Annotated in this window: 20 protein-coding genes; 6 read left to right on the forward strand and 14 right to left on the reverse strand. The window is 61.5% G+C overall.

Annotated features, from left to right (window positions below):
- From tnpC to P9A16_RS34760, 3 genes are all read right to left on the reverse strand, one after another.
- On the reverse strand, positions 1-1,578 hold a 1,578-nt coding region (gene tnpC, locus P9A16_RS34750), incomplete at its 3' end, for an IS66 family transposase (protein ID WP_278026528.1).
- Positions 1,579-1,653: 75 nt separating this feature from the next.
- Positions 1,654-1,998 carry an IS66 family insertion sequence element accessory protein TnpB gene (tnpB, locus tag P9A16_RS34755; RefSeq protein ID WP_278026529.1) on the reverse strand — a complete coding sequence of 115 codons (345 nt, stop codon included), beginning with the start codon at positions 1,996-1,998 and terminating at the stop codon, positions 1,654-1,656.
- The gene (locus P9A16_RS34760) at positions 1,995-2,396 is read right to left on the reverse strand and encodes a transposase (protein WP_050746817.1); all 402 of its coding nucleotides are present in this window, start codon (positions 2,394-2,396) and stop codon (positions 1,995-1,997) included. The genes tnpB and P9A16_RS34760 overlap by 4 nt, the downstream gene beginning before the upstream one ends.
- A 516-nt stretch (positions 2,397-2,912) precedes the next feature.
- Here P9A16_RS34760 and P9A16_RS34765 point away from each other — a divergent pair.
- Positions 2,913-3,131, forward strand: coding sequence for a hypothetical protein (locus P9A16_RS34765; RefSeq protein WP_050746818.1), 219 nt, complete (start codon positions 2,913-2,915; stop codon positions 3,129-3,131).
- A gap of 8 nt (positions 3,132-3,139) precedes the next feature.
- Here P9A16_RS34765 and P9A16_RS34770 read toward each other — a convergent pair whose 3' ends face one another.
- Together P9A16_RS34770 and mobC are read right to left on the reverse strand one after the other, a co-directional pair.
- A complete protein-coding gene (locus tag P9A16_RS34770) occupies positions 3,140-5,722 on the reverse strand; it encodes a relaxase/mobilization nuclease domain-containing protein (protein WP_278026530.1) in 2,583 nt (860 codons plus the stop codon).
- The gene (gene mobC / locus P9A16_RS34775; RefSeq protein WP_278026531.1) at positions 5,712-6,080 is read right to left on the reverse strand and encodes a plasmid mobilization relaxosome protein MobC; all 369 of its coding nucleotides are present in this window, start codon (positions 6,078-6,080) and stop codon (positions 5,712-5,714) included. The genes P9A16_RS34770 and mobC overlap by 11 nt, the downstream gene beginning before the upstream one ends.
- 481 nt (positions 6,081-6,561) lie before the next feature.
- Between mobC and P9A16_RS34780 the strand changes: the two genes are divergently transcribed.
- The gene (locus P9A16_RS34780) at positions 6,562-7,245 is read left to right on the forward strand and encodes a ParA family protein (protein ID WP_064334491.1); all 684 of its coding nucleotides are present in this window, start codon (positions 6,562-6,564) and stop codon (positions 7,243-7,245) included.
- Positions 7,242-7,622, forward strand: coding sequence for a hypothetical protein (locus P9A16_RS34785; RefSeq protein WP_278026532.1), 381 nt, complete (start codon positions 7,242-7,244; stop codon positions 7,620-7,622). The genes P9A16_RS34780 and P9A16_RS34785 overlap by 4 nt, the downstream gene beginning before the upstream one ends.
- Before the next feature lie 20 nt (positions 7,623-7,642).
- Here the strand turns inward: P9A16_RS34785 and repC are convergent, their stop codons facing one another.
- The 4 genes from repC to P9A16_RS34805 all read right to left on the reverse strand — a co-directional run bounded on the left by repC (position 7,643) and on the right by P9A16_RS34805 (position 12,106).
- Positions 7,643-8,857 (reverse strand): plasmid replication protein RepC, encoded by a 1,215-nt coding sequence (repC, locus tag P9A16_RS34790; protein WP_050746823.1) that lies wholly within the window; start codon positions 8,855-8,857, stop codon positions 7,643-7,645.
- Between the two features lie 199 nt (positions 8,858-9,056).
- Positions 9,057-10,064 carry a plasmid partitioning protein RepB gene (gene repB / locus P9A16_RS34795; protein WP_050746836.1) on the reverse strand — a complete coding sequence of 336 codons (1,008 nt, stop codon included), beginning with the start codon at positions 10,062-10,064 and terminating at the stop codon, positions 9,057-9,059.
- Positions 10,061-11,224 carry a plasmid partitioning protein RepA gene (repA, locus tag P9A16_RS34800; protein WP_245290300.1) on the reverse strand — a complete coding sequence of 388 codons (1,164 nt, stop codon included), beginning with the start codon at positions 11,222-11,224 and terminating at the stop codon, positions 10,061-10,063. Before repA ends, repB begins: the two co-directional genes overlap by 4 nt.
- A gap of 507 nt (positions 11,225-11,731) precedes the next feature.
- Positions 11,732-12,106: a hypothetical protein gene (locus tag P9A16_RS34805; protein ID WP_050746825.1), complete on the reverse strand. Its 375-nt coding sequence runs from the start codon at positions 12,104-12,106 to the stop codon at positions 11,732-11,734.
- Between the two features lie 196 nt (positions 12,107-12,302).
- Between P9A16_RS34805 and P9A16_RS34810 the strand changes: the two genes are divergently transcribed.
- Positions 12,303-13,325 carry an IS110 family transposase gene (locus P9A16_RS34810; RefSeq protein WP_278026533.1) on the forward strand — a complete coding sequence of 341 codons (1,023 nt, stop codon included), beginning with the start codon at positions 12,303-12,305 and terminating at the stop codon, positions 13,323-13,325.
- A 533-nt stretch (positions 13,326-13,858) separates the two neighbouring features.
- On the opposite strand, the gene P9A16_RS34815 is transcribed toward P9A16_RS34810, so the two are convergent.
- Complete coding sequence (locus P9A16_RS34815) at positions 13,859-14,575, reverse strand: N-6 DNA methylase (protein WP_278026534.1); 717 nt, start codon at positions 14,573-14,575, stop codon at positions 13,859-13,861.
- A 245-nt stretch (positions 14,576-14,820) separates the two neighbouring features.
- Positions 14,821-16,857: a ParB/RepB/Spo0J family partition protein gene (locus tag P9A16_RS34820; RefSeq protein WP_278026535.1), complete on the reverse strand. Its 2,037-nt coding sequence runs from the start codon at positions 16,855-16,857 to the stop codon at positions 14,821-14,823.
- Positions 16,858-17,426: 569 nt separating this feature from the next.
- On the opposite strand from P9A16_RS34820, the gene P9A16_RS34825 reads away from it, so the two are divergent.
- Both P9A16_RS34825 and P9A16_RS34830 read left to right on the forward strand, forming a co-directional pair.
- Positions 17,427-18,701: a Y-family DNA polymerase gene (locus tag P9A16_RS34825; protein ID WP_050746832.1), complete on the forward strand. Its 1,275-nt coding sequence runs from the start codon at positions 17,427-17,429 to the stop codon at positions 18,699-18,701.
- Positions 18,702-18,712: 11 nt separating this feature from the next.
- The gene (locus P9A16_RS34830; protein ID WP_245290312.1) at positions 18,713-18,955 is read left to right on the forward strand and encodes a hypothetical protein; all 243 of its coding nucleotides are present in this window, start codon (positions 18,713-18,715) and stop codon (positions 18,953-18,955) included.
- Positions 18,956-19,352: 397 nt separating this feature from the next.
- Here P9A16_RS34830 and P9A16_RS34835 read toward each other — a convergent pair whose 3' ends face one another.
- The 3 genes from P9A16_RS34835 to P9A16_RS34845 form a co-directional block, all read right to left on the reverse strand.
- Entirely contained in the window at positions 19,353-19,529 is a 177-nt protein-coding gene (locus P9A16_RS34835; RefSeq protein WP_156334192.1) for a hypothetical protein, read from the reverse strand.
- A gap of 4 nt (positions 19,530-19,533) precedes the next feature.
- Positions 19,534-20,109: a hypothetical protein gene (locus P9A16_RS34840; RefSeq protein WP_050746834.1), complete on the reverse strand. Its 576-nt coding sequence runs from the start codon at positions 20,107-20,109 to the stop codon at positions 19,534-19,536.
- A gap of 78 nt (positions 20,110-20,187) precedes the next feature.
- Positions 20,188-20,628, reverse strand: coding sequence for a DUF3846 domain-containing protein (locus tag P9A16_RS34845; protein ID WP_050746835.1), 441 nt, complete (start codon positions 20,626-20,628; stop codon positions 20,188-20,190).
- Positions 20,629-20,946 lie beyond the last annotated feature (318 nt).

Here is a 20,946-nt window from a genome sequence, read left to right on the forward strand (position 1 = left end):
GCTTGAGATCTGTAACGACCTCATTCTGGCACATCGATGCCGATTTGGGGGCCGTCCACCCCAACAGGTCTGAAGGAGAGTGGCCAATGTCGCCCAGGTGCGTCCACCACCTTCGCTGCCGGCGAATAGACTATTTTTTCTCGTGATTGTTTGAGGCCTGATCGCGCGTTCGACGATATTGGAGTCGATTTCGACACGGCCGTCCGCCAGGAACTGCTCCAGCGCGTCCCGCCTGCAGAGCGCATAGCGGATCGCCTCGGCGGTCTTGGATTTCCCGGAGATTTTGCGCAGCTCTCTCTCCCACAGACCGAAGAGGCCGGTGACAATGACTGCGGACTTTTGCTGTCGCAGCATCGCTCTGGTATCGGCGTCCCTGCCGCGAACCTCATCCTCGATCTTCCATAGCGCACTCATGGCGACGACCGTATCCGTCGCGGCCTGCGAGACCCCGGTGATGTGCAGGTCGTAGAACTTGCGCCTCAGATGCGCCCAGCAGCCTGCGAGTTGGATCGTCTCGTTGCTGCCGCCTTTGGCCCGCGTCTTGGCCAGGCTGGTGTAGGCCGTGTATCCATCGACTTGCAGGATACCATTGAAGCCAACGAGATGCCGCGCCACGCACTGCGCACCTCGGCTGTCTTCGAAGCGATAGGCGACCATCGGCGGGCTGGTTCCGCCATAGGGCCGATCATCGCGTGCGTAAGCCCAAAGCCAGGCTTTCATGGTCTTGCCCGAACCGGGCGCAAGGGTGGGTAACGTCGTTTCGTCGGCAAAGACCCTCTCGCCTTCCTTGACCCGCTCCAGGATGTAGTCGGCGCATATCTGAAGCTCGAAGCCCAGATGCCCCATCCATTGCGCCATCAAGTTCCGGCTAATCTCGACGCCATCGCGCAGATAGATCGCTTCCTGCCGGTAAAGCGGAAGGCCGTCGCCGTATTTGGAGACCGCGATATAGGCCAGCAGCCGCTCCGTCGGCAGGCCCCCTTCGATGATGTGCGCCGGTGCCAGAGCCTGGATCACGCCGTCACGCCCCCGGAATGCGTATTTGGGGCGGCGTGTCACGATGACCCGGAACTTCGGCGGCACGACATCCAGCCTTTCGCAACGGTCCTCGCCGATCAGCACCTTTTCCAGACCCTCGCATTCAGCAGGGATTTCCGGTTCGATGATCTCCTCGATGCGTTCGAGGTGAGCAGCAAAGCCCTTGCGCGGACGCGGCGCACGCTTCGGCTTGTCCCTGGCAGCGCGGTCGAGTTCGCTCTGGATCGCCGAAAGACCCGTCTCGACCTCCTCGAAGGCAAAGGACACCTGCTCGTCATTGACGGCCAGGTGCAATCGCTCGGACCGCGTGCCATTCTGCGTGCGCTGCAGGACCTTCATGATCGTCGTGAGGTTGGCGATCCGCTCGTTGGCCGCCGCTTCGGCCGCCTGCAACCGGATAATCTCTGCCTCGGAGGCGACGAGCCGAGCTTCTGTAACCGCTATCCGCGCCTCGTTTTCCGCCTGCTCGCGCGCCATCGCCAGGACCATCGCCTTCAGCGCATCGACGTCATCTGGCAATTCGGAAACAGGCAAAACCATGGGAGGAATAGAGCACAAAAGCGGCCGTTTTCCCAACCATTACAGCGTCATGATTCATCTTGCCGCAGGCCGGTATCAGCCCGTCAGCAGCGGTCGCCGGACCTTGGTTGGACGGATCTTTTTCCAATCCATTCCGGCCAGAAGCGCCATCAGTTGCGAATGGTCGAGACGCACCCGCGCCGCCGATATGCCCGGCCAGCAGAAGCTGCTCTCTTCCAGGGTTTTCGAGTAGAGGCAGACCCCGCTGCCGTCCCACCAGACAATGCGGACACGGTCCGCCCGCTTTGACCGGAAGACGTAAAGCGCGCCATTGAACGGGTCGAGGCCGCCATCCCGCACCAACGCCATCAACGATGCGGCTCCCTTGCGGAAGTCGACCGGTTGGCAAGAAACGTAAACCACAACGCCGGAAGCGATCATGCCTTGCGCACCGCGCGGATAATGCCCGCCAACTGATCCGGATCGATATTGCCCCGTACCCGCATGACGATATCGCCAACCACAATCTCCACCGTCGCGCTGCCGCTCACCTCAAAGCGCGTGAACTTCGCCGGCTCGCTTTCCATCATGGTTCGACCGCCCAATGGCACCGTCAATGGCGCCATCGTCCCCGTGGAAAGCGCCTTCCTGCGCCACGCATAAAGTTGCGACACGTCCAGTTCATAGGCGCGTGCAACCTCCGCCACCCTCCCTCCCGGCGAAAACGCTTCCGCCACAAGCCGCGCTTTCTCGTCATCAGACCAATGCCGCGGCGAACGTCGCGACGGCGTCGCCGTCAAAACTTCGAATGTCCGAACCTGATTCACCTTGTCGCTCATATGACTCTCCGCATGATTCATGCAGAAAATGAGCTTCCGAGCACAAACGCGCTACGAGGGATCGCCTACACGCTTACCTCCTATTGGTCCCACCTGTTTGTTCCATTGAACAACGTAATGTAGCCGCCAGCAGCTCGGCCAGCACGGCGTGACTACGGAGAGACTCCTGATCTTGCGGGCAGGACAATATCGTTGATATTAGCGTTGCCGGAACCTCTTCGGCAAACGATTTAGTGTGCTCGGAAGGGACACGGATCGAAGGCCAAGAATGAACGAAATCAATCGTATAGGGATTTTGAAAAAGGGATTGACGCTCGGAAGCAGCGCGTGACTGCTTCGCTCGTGAGTCTAGGCGATCACGCGGCGCGGTGCAAACATTCAGAGTAGAAAGTCTAAATGAATTCAGTCCGAAGATGCTGAAAGTGGTTCCGCCGATAGGCACCCGGCGATATGGCTGGATTTCGCGAAGAGGGAAACGAACAGTGGGTTGTGCTGCGCCGAGGGAGAGTAAACGCCATGGATGAGACCACCGAGACGATGACGATCTCAAACCGGAGCGATTTTGCCCTTTGGGCCATCGAGCGGGCGAAGGCGATTGTCGCCGAAGAGGGCGGCAACCTTGCGATCGCCACCCGAGACAAGGGCGACGATGAGGTCGCCGCCTCGGCCAATGCGCTTGGCCAGGCCATCGTCAACGCCCTCCTGGAAGTCTTCGACGGCTTGATGGAGGAATAGGAACGCGCCTACCGTTCGGCTCCGTCCCGGTCGTTGCCGCCCTGGCGCTCCTGTTCCGCCTGCCGAAGGATTTGCTGACGCTGCTCGTCCTGGGCAGCCTTCGACGCGCCGGTCTGTTCCCGCGCCGCGCGGGACGCGCGACCGGCGGCAATTGCCTGCTGCTGGGCGGCAATCGCGGGATCGACGGTTGCCGGCGCTGGCCGGTCCTGGGTGCGCGCCTCGTCGACGCGCGCCGCCGGCGGCGTGCCCCCTCCCCCCGCTGTGTCGTTGACAGAGCGCATCTGCTGCATCTGGATGTCACGGCGCTGTTCTTCGAACAGCGCGGAGATTTCCTTGCGCATCTCATCGACCGCTTGACGCTCCGCGCTGCTGTCGACCATCGTCTCCAGGCGGTCCATGGACTTGTTCGCCCGCGAGACGCGCTCGTCGAACTGTTCCAACGATAGGGGCATGGCCTTTTCCTTCTGCTGTTGAATGGTCGCGATCAGGGTCTTGAATTCCGCCAAGGGCTCCTTCCGCGGCGCGCCGGACCGCTCGGCCAAGGCATCGAATTTCTGCTGCAGCCAAGGCGACGGCGCACCATGCTTGGCGGAGCCCGCCGCCTGGATGACGACGGCGGCGCGCAATCCATGCGCCAGCAACCGCGCCTGGAAATCTCGGGTCACCGAACGTGTCTCGGAACCAGGGCCAGTCTCGTCGTTCTGCCTGGCCAGCTCGCGCTCGATCTTGCTGACGCTCGCGGTGGTGGGCGCCAGAATCTGGACGGACTTGCCCTCGGCCGAAATCAACTTGGCCTCGACGCCAATGGCCCCCTCGACGATCACCGCCATCGTCTCGCGCTGAATGGACTGTTCGACGTCCAACCGGAGGAGAACGTAGCCGCTGGCCCGAGCAGCAGTATTCGGTGCTTGGGCGGTGGCCGCGGCTGCGAACCGGTCGGCCGCCGCAATCACGGAAGGCTCTGCGACGGCCCGCTTCAGGGCGCTCGCGGTCGCCTGCCATTTCGGGGCAAGCGCGAGGTTGCCATTCGTGAGCGACGCACGGTCGACGACGCCAGCGCGCTTTCGCTCGACGCGATTGATGACAGCCGTCGTCTTGAGATAGCGAGGATCCTGTCTGCCGCGTTCATAGGCGCCGGCCTGCGCCTGACTATAAGCCCGCGTCGCGGCTACATCCGCGCGACGAGTGGCGACCATGGCAATGCCTTGCTCCCGCGCCTTTGCCGCGAAGCGCTCGCGCCATTCGTACAGCTCCGGTTTGGTGAGCCGCAGCGCCTTGCCGACATCGTCGCGCGCCGAGATCATCGCATGGATATGAACATGGCCGGTTTCCGGGTGATGCGCCGTAATCCAACGATGGCCGGCGACCTGCTCGCCGAGGAAATCCCGCACGGCGCGGGTCATCGCCTCTGGATCGGTCCCGGCCCGCGCCGAGAAGATAATGTGGAAAGCGTTGCGCGGCTCGACGGTGCGAATGTGCGAAGACCAGGAGCGCCAGATGCCGTCGGCTTTTTCCTTGACGCTGGAGCCGGACTTGGCCCGATCGCCTTCGCTGGTGGTGATGGCCTTCTCCGTACGCAGGAACTTTTCGAGGAAGTAGCGTCCGGATTTTTCCGAAACAGCCGCCCCGAGAACGCGGACCTCGGCGGAGACACCCGCGTCGACCAGCCGGCGCACGAAATCGGCCTCCGCATTTTCGACGACGCGCGCTGGCCCCTCGCCCTTCTCACGGGCCTTCAGCGCGCTGGCGATCCGTTTCGCCGGTAGATCGGTCACCGCAAACACCGAGACCTGTCCGTCCGGATGCCGGGAATAGAGGAAGGGTTTCGAGCTGAAGACACCGTTCAGGGCGTCGTGCAGGGCCGCATCGTCGACCTCATCAGCAAGCTTCATCGAGAAGGTAGCCAGCGCGTTGACCGCATAAGCCTCGCGGAAATCAGCAGTCCATTCGGCAAGCGCCGCTGTCCGGTCCTCCCGGCTGGAAATCGCAACACCGTCCTGATCGTAGATCGAGATGTCGACCTTGCCCTTCTCGCCGTTTTCCTTTTCGACCTCGCGCGTGCCGAGATAGGTCATCAGGCCGGCCGCCGACGCGCGGCTGGACACGGTCGACGTCACCTTGATGACGACAGGCTGTGCGCCGGCGGCAATAGCCGCCCGGCTCGTCGTTTCTGCCGAAGCCCGACCCATCGCCGCCTGCCGTGGGGCGGTCGGCCTAGCGGCACGCGGCGCGGTCGCGACGGAACCGTTGCCCCCTCCCCCGCCGGCCGACGCCCGCGGCTCGTCTTCGTCTTCACGATTGCGGCCGCCATCACCCAGTGAACCGACCAGCTCAATAATACCTCGCTGCGATCCCTTCGGCGTCTGCAGGATCGATGCGATCGTCGCCTCGCTCGAGGGCGTGGACGCCCCGGCCGCAGCTTTTTTCGCGATCCCTGTGGGAACGAAGCGGTGCCCAGGTTCCCTGGCCGACAGAGCGACACCACTGGCGCGCCGCCGGCGCAGTTCCTCTTCCTCGTCTATCAGCGAAGCCGCGCGGCGGGCGGATAAAGCCTCGATTTCGCCGAGCAGTCCGGTCCAGTCATGCGCCATGGCCAACTCTCTTCCGCTCCTTGCGGCTGATCCGCAGCATCAGGTCGACGTCGGCGCGCAACCGAAACACGCCGTTGGCGAGCTTTCGCAGAGCGGCGTCGAGATGCGGTTCGTAACCGACCCGTCCCTCGTTCATTGCCCGAACCGCCTGATTGAGGTTGATGCCGATACGCCGAAGTTCCTCATTCGTGCCACGCAATGCCTCGGCCTCGGCCGGTCCGACCGGGAGCGGCAGGCCCGCTTGATCGCGAAACAGCAGCCGGATGACGTCGCTAGCAGTGCGGCTCTCTCCGCAAAGCGCGGCAAGCGCCTGGCGCTCTTCCGGCTGCAGTCGGACCCTGACCACCTCGCTGCGCATATCTTCCTTCCCGCTTGCCCGGTTGCCGGAGGCGACCCAGAGCGCCAGAGGCGCGAACCACTGCCCTGCCGGAGGCGGGGCGACATCGAGTTTGTACCACAAACTTGACTATCCTGCCACAGATAACTAAACTATATTTTACTAACCCAAAAAGCTTCAAACAGACAAGCGCTCTCGATCCCCCCGCCACGACGAGGCTTCACCGCCGATGCACGTCACATGAACAATTGCCCGTTGTTCGTGCTCCAATTTACAGCGGCATCGCGGTTAATTGGCAATTACCCATTGAAAACGGTTATTTACCAACGGGAAATTGCTCATTATCAACGGTCAATTGATGATTGCCCCTTCACCGTTGCCCGTTGCCGGTGGGCAGTCATCAATCGTCAATTATCAATGGGCAATGAACAACGGGCAATGATTTCGTTGCGGAAAAGAGGCAGATGAATTAATTATAGTTTACTGAAATCAAGGAGCCACAATGATCGTCACCATCGCCAACCCGAAGGGCGGGACCGGGAAGACCACGCTCGTCCGGGCGCTGTCAGGCACCGCCGCCCATGCCGGCAACGACGTCTTCCTCATCGATGCCGACAGCCGGGCGAACACAATGCGCTGGGTCACCATGTCGAAGCAGATGAACATCTGGCCGGACCGGCTGGAAGCGAAAAGCTGCCTCGACCCGAACCGGATCTACAAGATGGCGCTGGAGCGCCAATTCGAAGGAAAGATCGTCTTCATCGATATCGAGGGAACCACGAACGAAAACTTGTTCGCCGGTCTCTATTGCGCCGACATTGTTCTGATCCCGCTGCAGACGACCCAGGACGATGTGGTCGCCGGAATGCAGCTCGCGCTGAACCATATTCCGGTGGTCGAGGAAGATCAGAAGCGCAAGCTGCCGGCGCTAATCGTCATCAACCAGCACGATCTCGTCACGGGCCGGGCCAAGGCCCATGAACCGCTGCGCGAAATCCTGCGGGAAAGCGGCGTCGCCCTTTCGTCGCAGCCGATCGCGCGGCGTGCCGCCTATCAGTCGATCGGCGCCGCCGGCACGCTGCAGACCGCCGCGAAATCCGATCCAAAGGCAATCGCCGAGATGGAAACGCTACTCGGTGAGCTGCTCACCCTCTACAGGTCGACGGCGAAAGAGGCTCTGCTATGAGCGAAGGATCGGACAACAAGAATCTCGTCCTCGGGCTGATCTCGACCGGCCGCGACCGGCCATCCGTGCGCGAAAAGCCGGTGGCCTCCCCTCCCCCGACGACGACTGGCGATGATGGCGGCGAACCGCCAATAGCGGCGGGCGGCCGGACTCAGTTCCGCGACATGGTCGCCAAGGGCGAAAGCCGCGATCCCATCGCCGGCAAACGCTTCCGCGATACCGAGAAGGTCACGACCGGCATCCATATCCGTGTTGAGGTCCACAAGAAGCTGAAGATCCTCGCCGCAATCGAGCGACGCAAGTTCAACAGCTACATCGAGGAGGCGATCGACGACTATCTCGTGAAGATCTCCGATCGGATTCCCGACATTTCGTGACAGGGCCGAGAAGCGAACGATCATGCGCTTCGCTTCTCGCCTCCGCCGTTGGCGCGAAGCGCCGCCATCAGCATCGGCCCAAGGCCGAATTCGCCGCGCGCCGCCTTGCGGGTGAGATCGCGCAGATAGCCGCCGGGCGACGTGATGTGCTCGGCCCGCTCCAGGATGCAGGCAACGGCGACCCCAGCGTTTTCCGGCCCCATCACCGCGCACGCCTCCTCATAGGCCGATGGACTGACCCCCAGCACAGATCGGACCAGAACAGCCGTCGCCATCAGCTCACGCCAGGTTTCAAGCCGGCCGCCGACCGCGTAATCGGCAATCTGCGGGCACGCCCTCAGCACCAACGATAGCGGGAATGCCTTCAGTGGTTCTGCAATTCGTTTCGGTTTCTGGCTCGACATTTCGCCCTGCTCTTTTTCAGAGCTAGGTTCAAGTTCATGGAAGGATTCGGGTTTTGAATTCTGTATGTGACATCCGTCATGGCGGTCATTGACGTCCATTTTTTGTGCTTTTACCTGAATTTCCAAGCGGTTGATGATTTCCTCACGCAAAAGCTCCATTTCTTCGAGCACAGCATCGACGTCTTCGCGGCGAGGAGAGCGTGGAAGGCGGGCCATCAGGCCGATGAACATGGCCTCGATCGTCGCCCAATCGCCGTCGGCGCCCTCTTCCATGGCTGCGGAGATCAGCTTGCGGACGTCACGGCGGCACAGGGACAGAGCTTCCTTAGCGCGCTTGAAGCGAAGGCGCTCCGCGGCGACCTGTTGCGCGAGGTTCGCAAGCTCGGCGGCGCGAGCAAGCAGGGGCGCCAGGCTGAAGCCATAGGCGGCCTCGATCTCCCCTCCCCTGCCCCGATGTGCGTAGCGCTTGCCGTTCGGGCTGTCGCGGCGCTCGATCAATCCAGCGTCCACAAGGGCGGCGAGATGCCGGCGCAAGGTCGTGCCGGCAATGCCGTGGGCGCGCAGGGACAACTGGTTGTTCGACGGGAAGACCACCAGGCCGCCGATCTCGTCGGATAGCTCATCGCTCGGATAGAAGCTCAGCAGCGCCTGCAGCACCGTGATTGAACGGTCCTGCAAGGCGAAGCTGTCCTTCGTCTCGCCGATGTCGTTGAAGACCTTCCACTTGTTGACCGCCTTGCTCGGGCCGCGATCGGCTGTTTCGAGCTGGCCTTTCACCAAGGCAAGCGTCATCGGCCGCCCATGCGGCGTTGTTACACGTCCTATCTGCATTTTCCTTCACCTTTCAAAAGGCAAAAGAAATCCGCTCACCAAAACGGTGCCAAAGACTCTTGACTGTGATTCGTGGAAATGCGATTCTCGATCTTGCTACAGAATACGAGGAAGGCTTCCACGGGTTACCGATTGGGGGCCTTTTTCTTTTGCGGTTCGATCCTTTCCATCCAGTCCTACGTCAAATCACCAAAACCTATTAGCTCTCCATCGAAGCCTGATACTCGCGATGAAGCTGCTCAAGTTTGCCGATCACATAATCGCCGAAAGCCGGCGACGTCTTCTCGTCGAAAGTGACATTGAGAGCCTTGGCAGATCGCTGCACCGTCGCAAGCTTCTGCCCACTTTCTGACTTGATCGTCTCCGGTTTGGTCCCCTTGCGTTTTGCGGTGAGTGCATCCATCACCTGCGCGAAGCGGTCATCGGTGTCAGCCGCACGGAATTCCCGGCTCTGAAGAAGAGCGTCAAGGGCTTTCGGCTTGCTTGCTGCGAGCTTCTCAGCCAATCCCATCCAGCGCGGCCGCCCGGCTTTCGGGGCCGGGCCGATTGCCTCGATGATCGGCCTGGGTACGGAATGAGCTACGCTCATGAGCTTCGAGAGCTGCGTTTTCTCCATCCCCAACGCAGACATGATCACCTGGCGGTCGAACCCTCGCTCTTCGAGGGCGACAGCAAACAGGCCACGCTCGATATAGCTAAGGTCGGTTCGTGATGCGTTTTCCTGACCTTGCGCAACAACCAACTCTTCGTCGGAAAGGTTTTGGACGACCGCCTTGACGGGGCGTCCCAGCGTCGCCGCTACACGCACACGCCTATGGCCAAACACAATCTGGTATCGGTCAGCCTTTTCAGGATGCGGCCGCAACAAGACCGGGCTCCTCTGGCCGGACTGGCGGATCGCTTCAAGCAGTTCCTTGAACCCCTCACCGTCATCCGGAAGACGATCGGCCACAAATGAGCTGTCGATCTTATCTGGGGAAATATCGACAACCGCTGCTCCCTCTGCGATCAGAGCACGCGCCTGATCGGCGGCACTCACGATGTTGCCGAGCGATCGGCCCATCGCGCCAACCGCACCGGATCGGATGTGCTGAAGTTTCTTCTCCGGAGCCATTTCCGCTTCCTGCTCGTCGACTTCGGAGTTGCCATGTGGCAACTCGCTGTCCCGCCTGGAAAGCATGGCTTTCAGCGTATCCTTGCGGCTCATGTCGCCCTCCCCCAAGCCTGCTTCATCAAGCTCTCGATTTCCCCATTGACGGCGTCGAGCGACTCGATCGCTCTGTCATATGTCGTCTTGGCAAAATTCTCGCGGCCGACCTCGTAGAGGGACTGTTTGGACAAACCAGCGTCGGAAATCGCCGTCGATTTCAACATCGTGTTGGTGAGCACCCTTTCGCGAAACAGCGACCGCATGAAACCGACCATCTGCGCCTGGGGACCATCAGACGGTTCGTAGCGTGTAACGACATAGCGGATGAAGTCGTAGTCGAGATCACCGCCGGCGTCCTGCACCACACCGAGGAGGTCAGATGTCATGAGGAGGAACTGGCACATCGACATGACGTCCAGCATCTGCGGATGGGCAGTGATCAACAATCCCGTGGATGCGCAAAGCGCGCCGAGTGTCAGAAAGCCGAGTTGGGGCGGGCAATCGAGCACCATCACGTCGTATCGGTCCTCCACGGAACCAAGCGCCGATGCAACGCGCCCAAAAAAGGGCTCCGTGGAACGCTCTGCAAGCGCTCGCGGAGTGTCATGCTCATATTCCATGAGTTCGAGATTGCCCGGAACAAGATCAAGCCCGGTGAAGTAGGTGGGCTTGATAATCTCCGCGAGGGGGCGCCGTTTTTCGTCGTAACGGATTGCGGCGTACATGGTCTCGTTCGCCTCGACGTCATATTCGGGCTGATATCCATGCAGGGCAGTCATGGAGGCTTGCGGATCGAGGTCGACAGCCAGAACCCGATATCCTTGAAGCGCGAGATATTGGGCGAGATGAGCAGCAGTGGTCGTCTTCCCGCTTCCGCCTTTGAAATTCACGACGGCCATGACTTGGCAATGCTCGCCCGGCCGACGCCGAGGAATGTAATTCTTGCTCTTGGAATTTTCGTCCAGGACGGCACGAATCTGGTTAATCTGGTCGAGGCTGTACCATCGTCTGCCGCCAGAACCGATAGTGGGCTGAGGCCCCTTACCGCTCAAGGAAAGCTGACGAAGGTAGGCATCGCCGATGCCGATGAGCTTCGCAGATTCCACGGAGGAAAAGGACCGAAGCGTCTTTTTCGACACCGGTGGGAAAAGCGCTTTGCGCATGGCAAGAAGCTCTTCGGAAAGCGCAGCACCGTCCCCCGCGATGACATCGGTCATCAACGGCTTCGGTGCCTCTGTCACGGCGGCTTGACTACGAGCCTTCAACATAACTACGAAAATTCTCCAAAGTGGGCGAATAAGTCGTAGGCGAGAATGCTCCGAGTCGCAATCGTTGGCAAGGAAAATAGGGTTAACAAAACCTTAACGCGATTTGCTGATCGTCGCCATGCAATGAGCGCTCCTATTTTCGAGGTGTTTTTAGACAGAGTTGCCATGTGGCAACTCGCCGAAACGCCTGAAAATCAAGGGGTCTACGCAGTTGCCATTACAAGCGGTCCTCCAGGGAGAGGGATAGGGGTTTGGGGAAAGTGAGGAGGGAACCGTCCTCTTTCCCCATGGGAGGAGGTTTGGAGGAGGGGGCTTGCCCCTTCCTCCATTGGGGTGAGTGTTGAGAGGGGGGCTTGCCCCTCTTTCGTCAGCCCGGTCGGCCGGTCGAACCGGCTGACCGGGCTCATTCGTCGAGGTAAAGGCGAAAGGCGGCCGCAGCCGCCTTTCGCCTGCATCTCAGTCCGTATCCGGTCCCCAGAGCGGATTGCGCTCCGGATCTTCGATGCCATCGTAGTCATACGCCATCGCATCGACCACCGCCCTGATCTCGCAGATGCCAATCCTTGTGCGACCCTGCGCAACAAGGATGCTCATCGCAGTCTCGTTTGCCTCAATCGCCCTGATCGCATCTTCCATGACGTCATGGGGGCCGAGGTTTTCGATGGCGATCACGTCACCGTCCTCGTCGTAGCCACCGTGAAGATACATCGGTGCGTCGGCCAGCCGCTCCGCAGCGCGCTCGGCCTCGTGGATAAGGCGGAAGCCTTCTTTCCGCTCCCTCCAGTATTGCGCGCTGCCGCCGTCGATAACTGTGATTTTCCGGTCTGTCATAGAAGCCTCCTTTTCGCTCTGACGAAAAGGAGCCCGCATTGGCGACCCAAGCAGTCAAGGATCGCGAAGCGACCGCCGGAGGCGGTGGGTGGGGGAGCCGAAATGCGTCAGCATTTTGATGATGTGGACGGCCCTCCGAGACCTCAGCGCTAAGGTGCTATTCTCAGCCGGCACAATTCGGACAAGGAACCACGTCATGGCTTTTGAGAAGATAAGTGTTATCGGCCTCGATCTGGCCAAGAATGTTTTCCAGCTACATGCTGTCGATGAATCTGGCGATGTCATCATCCGTCGCCAGCTCCGCCGGAATCAGCTTCTGCAATTCTTCGAGCAACTGCCCCGCTGCCTTGTCGGCATGGAAGCATGTTCGACGTCACACTATTGGGCTCGTGAGCTCGGCCGGCTGGGCTTCGAGGTCAAACTGATGCCGCCAGCTTATGTGAAGCCCTACGTCAAACGCGGCAAGAATGATGCAGCCGATGCCGAGGCCATCTGCGAAGCCGTGACCCGGCCTACAATGCGTTTCGTTCCTGTGAAAAGCAGTGAGCGCCAGGCACTCCTGATGCAGCACAAGACGCGGGATCTGCTGGTGCGACAGCGGACCGCTCTTATTAACGCCTTGCGTGGGCATCTTGCGGAATTCGGGATCATTACGTCGCAAGGAAGATTAGGCTTGAGAGCGGCAATTGAAGCGCTCAGTGCTGCCCAGGAATTCCTGCCAGAGCCCTCTTGGCAACCGTTCGAACACATAAGGAAACAATTGGAGGAGCTGACCCACAAGATTGCTGAACTCGATCGTATAATACTGCGGTGGTGCCGCAACGAAGCGGCTGCCCGCCGTTTGATGACCATCCCCGGCGTCGGCTTCCTAACGGCAGCGGCGATCGCTGCTTCGGTCGGTGACGCCACCGAGTTCAAATCTGGCCGTCAGTTCGCAGCCTGGCTTGGATTGACCCCACGACAAAACAGTAGCGGTGGGAAGGAGAGGCTTGGCCGGATCAGCAAACAAGGCGATCGCACGATCCGACGGTTGTTGGTAGTCGGCGCCACCGCCGTCGTGCGCAGAGCCCGTCTTGACGCTGCGTCATTTCCCTGGATCGCTCGCTTGTTAGATCGCAAGCCCGCCAAGCTGGTCTCGGTAGCGATCGCAAACAAGACCGCGCGCATTGCATGGGCAATACTCAGGCGCAGGGAAAACTATCGTTTTGCCACCGCCTGAAAAGATCTGTTCGGCCCAAGTGTGGCCGGATGGAGGAGTGAAGGACTTAGTTTGATGGCGAACCGGTTAGACCGGGGACGGAGGAAAGCCGGGGTTCCCCCAGCGCCTCGAGCGCGACAATTTGATTGGCTCTCCGTCTGCGGATCTCATCAGGGCCAGTGGCGTTGATGCCACGATTATAGGCCGGACACATGACTGAACCTAATTGGTCGCTCACAAACAAAAGTCTTGCATTCCACGGGCCGTCCACACATGGGGGAACCGCCCGTCCTTTACGGCGCAGGGGCGAATGCGACACTCGGAATTCAGAGAGAGAGAGATGAGCCCACGGCCCCGGTCAGGGGCCGTGTCCGTATGGGCCGGGGAGGTTTGGAGGGGGTGGTCCACCCCCTCCATGGGTAGGGGGTTTGAAGGGGGCGGGGCTCTGCCCTGCCCCCTCATGGGGGAGAGATTGAGAGGGGCCGGCCGGCCCCCCTCTCAAAGAAGTTCCGGCCGGTCAATCCGGTCGGAACTTCTACCCTGCGTCCAACGGTCTAGAACAGGCGCAATTGCCCATTTCGCTCAATGACCGGGGCGTCTGGCCCATGCGTCGGCGCGGCGGGGCCACCGGCGACGACGGGAGCCCGGCGCGGCACTGGAACAGGGATTGCCCTCTCCACTACCCCTGCCCCAGCGTTGTTGCTTGCTTGCCGCAGCTTGGCAGACCATCCGCCCATGACATGGGCCATCGTGTGCCATTCCTCCCGAAACCGCATTGTCCGGCTGTCGCCCACGATGACGGTCGCGGGAATGTGCAGGAGCGAAAACTGGATATAGGCCATGTGGACGGCGCGCGGGTCGATGTCCACGGCGGTCACATGGAGAAGCTGCTGGTAGTTGAAACCCGCTTCAAGGATGGCTTCGGCCAGCGCGACGATCATTGCGCCGCTCCCTACCGCCGGCTCCTGCGCAAGCATGAAACCGCGTTCCGCAATCGCCTTCTGCATGTCCTCGGCGCTCCCGGCGATGATGCGGGCCATCAACTGGCAGATGGGATAGGGTGTGAAGAATTGCCCCTTCGCCTTGTTGTGCAATTCGAGGGCATGGAACGTCATGCCCAGGATATCTTGCGGCTTTTCCTCCAGCGCCATGACCACTTCACCGAATATCTTCGAGAATGTCCCCATGGTTTCGCTCCCATATTTCCGGGTGATTTCGATATAGCGCGCTTCGCGCTTCTCGAAATTCACGAGATCGACGGCATTGCTCATGGATATCGCGGAGCATTCGCACCAGTCGCCAAAGACGGTGTAGAGGTCATGCTTGTAGCGGCAGGTTTCAAAGAGCTTGACGATGGAATTGAGACGGGGGGAGGTCATGGGATCACCTATCCGGGCCGCAGGGCGCACGTCGCCAATCGCCGGGGCGATGCCCGGCGTCTCATCGCGGCTGGTTTTGGGAAATTCAGCGAAGGAAACAGGCCGCGCCGGAGACTGGCGCGACCTGCCGCAACCGATTACTCGGCTGCTTCGGGGAACTGCTGGTGTTCGGCGTTCGGCTTGTCCTCGATGTCGAACGGGCAAACGCCGTCATCTTCGCCATCGGCCTCCGCCATCCGCTCGCGCTTCTGCTCGGCGGTGAGAGCAATCCGCACCGGCGCGGGCAGCCATCCGGTTCCGGTGATCTTCCGTTCGGCATATTCCACGGCTTTCGCCTTCTCCATGCCGGGAACGCCGAGCGCGAAATCCTCGCCAGCGGCTTCGGTGACCGCCTGCTTGATCCCCGCCTTGCTGATCCGGCCGAAGTAGTTTTCGCCGGTCGGTTCGTACCACTGCGTCATGTCGATCTTGAGGGCCTGTGCCAGCCGTTCGGCATGGGCGCGCTGCGACTTCCGCTCATAGTGCGGGTGTTGCACGGCATTGACGGACTTTGCCGCCGCATAGGCCAGGAGGTCGAGAAGCGTTGACGTCGGCTGCTCAAGGCACCATTCCAGAAGATCGCTCGGCTTGCCCGGAATGGTATGCCCGTAGTTTTCCTTGAGTTCGTCCAGCGCCACGATGCCCTTGCACTCCGCTGGATTGGCAATGCTGTTTTCCAGCCTTTCGCTTTTCACCGTTACCTCAAGGGACGTGTACTCATTGCCGCCGTAGTTGCCGAAGAGGTTCACCAGCATGGCATGCACCACGACGGCGAGGGCGACGTCCGGATTATGCGCAAGCTCGGCCCGGATGGCGGCGGTCTTCTGCGCCGTAAGCTCCTGCACAAGCAGGGCAGGAATTTTGAACGTCGGTTCGGGGCGCTGTACGGGCTGCTGCGCAACCGTCATCTCACCTGCCTCCGTCTCCTCGTTATCGCCTTCGGCGCTTTCGTCGCCGTCTTCCCCCTCGTCTCCGGCCTCGACTTCATCATCGGGCCGGACAAGACCGCGCTCGATTTCGACGTTGCCGTAATAGTCCATCGTGACATAGCAACCGGCCTTGGCGATGTCCTCCGAGGTGTAGGCTTCCTGCGCCGTCGATAAAACCGCCAGCCTCGCCCGAATGGCTTCGATGCGCGGCTCGGCCTCGCCGTCGGCCACCCCTGCCTCGATCTGCTCCGCCAACTCGTCATGTTCGTGTTCCAGCCGTTCCTCCTCGGCCTGTTCCTCGTCTGTCAACGGAACGTCGGTGGGATAAACGCGGTGCATGCGATGGGCTTCGTCCGGGATGACCGGCACGACCTCCACCCATTTCCAGCCTTCCCGGCGAACTGTTTCGGCCTCGGCTTCAAGCCGGTCGCCGACAAGCTTTTCGACAAGAGCGACGTCTAGCGCGTAGCCGCCGTTCTGCTCATCGAAGAGATCGCGCTTGACGGCTCCACCAGCGGCTTCATAGGCGTCGAGCCCGCCGATGAATTTCACGCGCTTGTCGGTGGCCTTTACGGCTTCGCCTTGCAGGGCAGTACGAATGGCGCGGTGATCGCAATTCCACGATGGCAAACTATTCCAGACTTCCACCTGCCTTTCGTGATCGTCGGACACGGTGAAGGCCGAAAGCTGCTGGAAGCTGATATTCTCGTTGCGGTAAAGATCGAGCAGGGCAGGGGCGACACGGCCCAGGGCGAGGCGCTTGCGCACCATGACCTCGGTGGTGCCGAAACGGGCGGCGATATCCTCGACGGACTTCCCGGCGTCGGCCATGACGCGGAACGCCTCGAATTCATCGACCGGGTGCATGGCTTCCCGCTGCGTGTTTTCGATGAGGCTGATTTCGGTCGCCTCGGCGGCGCTGCGCTCCTTGCATTCGACCGCGAAATCCTTCGCAATCTCGCCCAACTCCGCCAGAAGGTCGAGCGCGGCATGGCGCCGACCCCCGGCTGTCACAAAGAAGCGACCCCGTTTGTCACCTTTGCGGACGACGAGGTTCTGCAGAATGCGGTAGCCGTCACCGCGAATGGTCGCGGCCAACTCCTCGATGCCTTCCTTGCTATAGGTCTTGCGCACGTTCAGGGGGTCGCGGTCGAGCTTGTTCAGCGCCACGATGATGGTTTCGGTTGCGGCATAGGTATCGGTCATTGTCGGTCTCCTTGGTTTCCCGTTTCCCGAAGGGGAAGCCCCCTGGGCGAAGCCTCCCCGGTCTTTCCGGGGGAATGGCCTCTGACATTCCCCCGGACAGAGGGGCGAGGGCGCAGCCCGCCCCATGGCGGCGGTCGTTCGGGTCAAGGGGTCGTGGCGGGGAAAAAACGGAAGGTTCGGCGCGCAGCGGTGAAAGCCGTTTTTTTTCCGACGCGACAAGCGGCTTGCCGCGCCTGCCCCTTGATCCGGGCGGCCGGCGATGTCATGGGCGAGACAAACAAAGCGGCCCGGAACGGGCCTCGCTCGCGGGCGCGCAGCGCCCGTTGGACAAGCGATCGTCACCGGGATCGGCGGAGACGGCCGAAGGCTGGCTCCGTGCTCGCATAGAGCGCGGCCGACCGGAACGGGCGGTGGCCCCTCCGATCCACAGGATCACAAACGAGACGGATTGACTCTAAATCCGAAGCAGAACAGACTAGGAACATATACCCATCCCGAGCAATTATTCCTATGCGCGTATGAGCACATGGGCGGACATTGCTCGCCCTATATTTCTTGCGGAGCCGGCCATGCGAAAACCTGACGACATTGAGCGGCTTTACCTTGATTTCGATGGGTTTTTCGCCTCGGTGGAGCAACAGGCGGACCCTCGTCTTCGCGGCCGGCCGGTCGGTGTCGTGCCTTTCGCGGGGACCGATCGCACGGCCGTCATCGCCTGCTCAAAGGAAGCCAAGGCCGCCGGCGTCAAGAACGTGATGCCGATCCGGGAGGCCAAGCAGGTCTGTCCCGACCTGATCCTCGTTCCCCAGAAGCCGGACCTCTACCGGCGCGCCCACAATGCGCTGCTCTGCGAAATCGAAACCGTCATCGCCATCGACACCGCCAAGAGCATCGATGAGCTGACCTGCGTCCTCGACGAAAGCGGCCAGCGCGACCCCGAGCTGCTGGCAGCCCGGATCAAGGCAGCGATCGCCACGAACATCGGGACGTATATCACGAGTTCGATCGGCTTTGCGGCGAACCGCCAGTTGGCGAAGATCGCGTGCAAGCAGGGCAAGGAGGAAAGCCGGCGACTGGGCAGCTATGGCAATGGCCTAGCGATCTGGAGACCTTCGAACATGCCCGCGCCGCTGCTACGCGTCGAGCTGAAGGACATTCCGGGCGTCGGCGCAAGCATGATCGGGCGACTGGCGCGCAACAGGGTCTTCACCACCGCGGAGCTTTATGCGCTCGAAGCCAGGCACATGCGCAAGATCTGGAACAATGTGAACGGAGAGCGCCTTTGGTACGCGCTGCATGGCTATGCCATCCAGGCACCGCCGCAGAAGCGCGGCATGTTCGGGCATGGGCGCGTCCTGCCACCCGAAGGCCGGACGATTGCCGGCGCATCCGAGATTTCCCGGCTGCTGCTGACCAAGGCGGCCCGGCGCCTGCGCCGGGAGAATTTCTATGCCGGCGGCGTCTGGCTGTGGTTGTCGGTGACGGATGGATCGTGGATGGGCAAGCACCATCTTGCCGTCGTCAACGACGACCAGGCCATCCTGTCCGCGCTGCGCTCCCTTTGGGCGCGCGTGCGCCGGGACTATCCGCATGGCGTGACCATCTTCCGGGTCGGGGTCACTCTCTATGATCTCTCGCCGGCGGACGAACGGCAGATCGACATGCTCGACAATGACGATGTTGATCGGCGGAAATGGGAGAAAGTGAACAGCGCCGTCGACGCACTGAACACGCGCTACTCCGGCACGATCGTCAGCCTTGGCGAATGGAAGCCCCCCGCCGGTGGCCATGCCGGCGGCAAGATCAGCTACACGCGCATTCCCTCGGCCGAGGACTTCTGGTGATGGGAAACTGGATGACGACGATCCAAGTGCGCGATCTGGCTGATGACCAGAAACTTGAGCTGGTTTGCCGCAAATGCGGACGGCTTACTTATATCGATCGCGCCATCATCTGCGCGGAGGTGGACCGCTCGCAGCTCTATCTCGATGAGATCGAAGCGAAGGCGATCTGCAAGAAGCGCGGCTGCAACGGCCGGATGCGGCTTGCCATGGTGCGGCTGAAGGAATTGAGCGGCTTCGTCGGCGGTCTCGCATAGCGCAGCGACGCTGCGTCGGGGGAGGGGAGGGCGCAGCGCACCGGACGCGCCGCCGCGACGTGAAACGAGCGGGCGCGATCCTCGGATGATGGAGAGCATCGGAGAAATCAGCATCGCGCCGCCTGCAGGGCGGGATTTCGGGAATTCTCGTCGCGCGAGGGCGGATAGAGGGCAGCCGCAGGAGGCTCAGCATAGCGGCCCGAAGGGCGAGCCGGGACCGACTGCCCCCGCTCGCAGCGCTCCGCTTTTTCCGGGGCGGGCAGGGGTGCTCGAGGGGTGGGGCTTCGGGGCACCCCTCGTCCTGTCCCGCGCCGCTCGATGCGGTAAGGGACAGGCACGCGGCATGGATGGGCTGGCCCCGTCTCCCGAGCCGGCCATACCCTCCGCGTCAAGGCCGTCAAACAAGGCGCTGGCGAATCCGGTCCTCGATTTCAAAGCTCCTCTCGCAGATATAGGCTTTGCTATAGCCTTCGGCCTTCAGCCGGGCGATTTCCTTCGCTACCGCCTGTGCAAACTCCAATTCGGTCGTTTCGGTGGTTCTGTCGCGGGCAGCGCTATTCGTCGTGTTCTCCATCAGACTATTCCTCTTTGGCGTCTATCGGCGTCACGTCGCGCAATTCGATGAAAATCACCTTTTCGCTGCGCTCCTGACCAACCAGGTCGAGATTGATATAGACGTAATCGGCGAAGGTCGGGCTGCACAATCGCCATACCACGCCGACGCGCCCGACGCGGCGTTCGTTGCTGCCATCGATGGACGGCGACGTGCCGGTGATGCGCACGCGCTGACCGAGCCGGAGCCAGTTCGCCGCGCTGGCGATCATCGCGGCCTTTTCCTCCGCCGTCAGCGCCTTGCGGGTCTTGCGCGCCCAAGGCGTATGGGGATCAGCGGCGAGTTGCTGTGCCTGCTCGTCCGGCGAAAGATCGTGAAACCGCGTGATGTCATAATCGAGCGGCCAATCCTCCACCTTGGGCGGCTTCGGGTTCCGGTGGAAATGCTCCGTCGCTGGCGCGCCGAACATATCGGGCTGAACACCGGCAAGCTGGCGCTGGCGCTGCGCGTTGCGGTAGTCGGCACGCCATCGACCTTCGGGGGTCAGGGTAGGGGGTTTGGTTTCGCCTAGCAGACGCTCCAGTTCGTCCCGGTCATCCATGGCGGGTTCCTCCGGCGTTATCGCTTCGTCTGGCGGGGAGGGGAGCGGGACGGCTGACAGCCCCGCTTCCTTCATCGCTCAAGCCTCGGCGGCCTCCAGAACCTTCGGCGCGCTCCGGTCGAGGATGATTTCGACGCGGGCAATCTCTGCCGCGATGACACCGTGGCGTTCCGATACCACGATGACAGGACGAAGGACGGGCCGGACGATGACGAAAAGCGGGGCAATCGCCTCAATGGCCTCGGTTACGTCCGCCAGTTCGCCGAGCCTGTCGGATTTGGTCACCAGAAGATTTCCGGCCAGCGGCGTGGGCGCGCCCGCGACTTCCGTGAGGCACGGCACGGTGTCACCCAGTCCGTTGTCATCCACGATAATGTCGAGACCGTTCACCCGGACGATGTCGATCATGTCGCATTTCACCAAATCCTTGATCTCGGCGTAGCTGCCCTCAAGGTTGATCGTCACCGGACGAATGGTGCCTGCCATCGGCTCGATCAGGAAGGCTTTGACTGTGCTCATTTTCTGTCTCCATGTTTCCCGAAATCCCGAAGGGAAGCCCCCTTGGGCGAAGCCTCCCCGGTCTTTCCGGGGGAATGGCCTCTGACATTCCCCCGGACAGAGGGGGGAGGGCGCAGCCCGCCCCATGGCGGCGGTCGTTCGGGTCAAGGGGTCGTGGCGGGGAAAAAACGGAAGGTTCGGCGCGCAGCGGTGAAAGCCGTTTTTTTCCCGACGCGACAAGCGGCTTGCCGCGCCTGCCCCTTGATCCGGGCGGCCGGCGATGTCAGGGGCGAAAGAGATGATGCGGCCCGTCGCCGGGCCTCAGTGCCGGGGGCGCAA

The sequence above is a fragment of the Shinella sp. 838 genome, assembly GCF_029623935.1.
Taxonomy (GTDB): domain Bacteria; phylum Pseudomonadota; class Alphaproteobacteria; order Rhizobiales; family Rhizobiaceae; genus Shinella.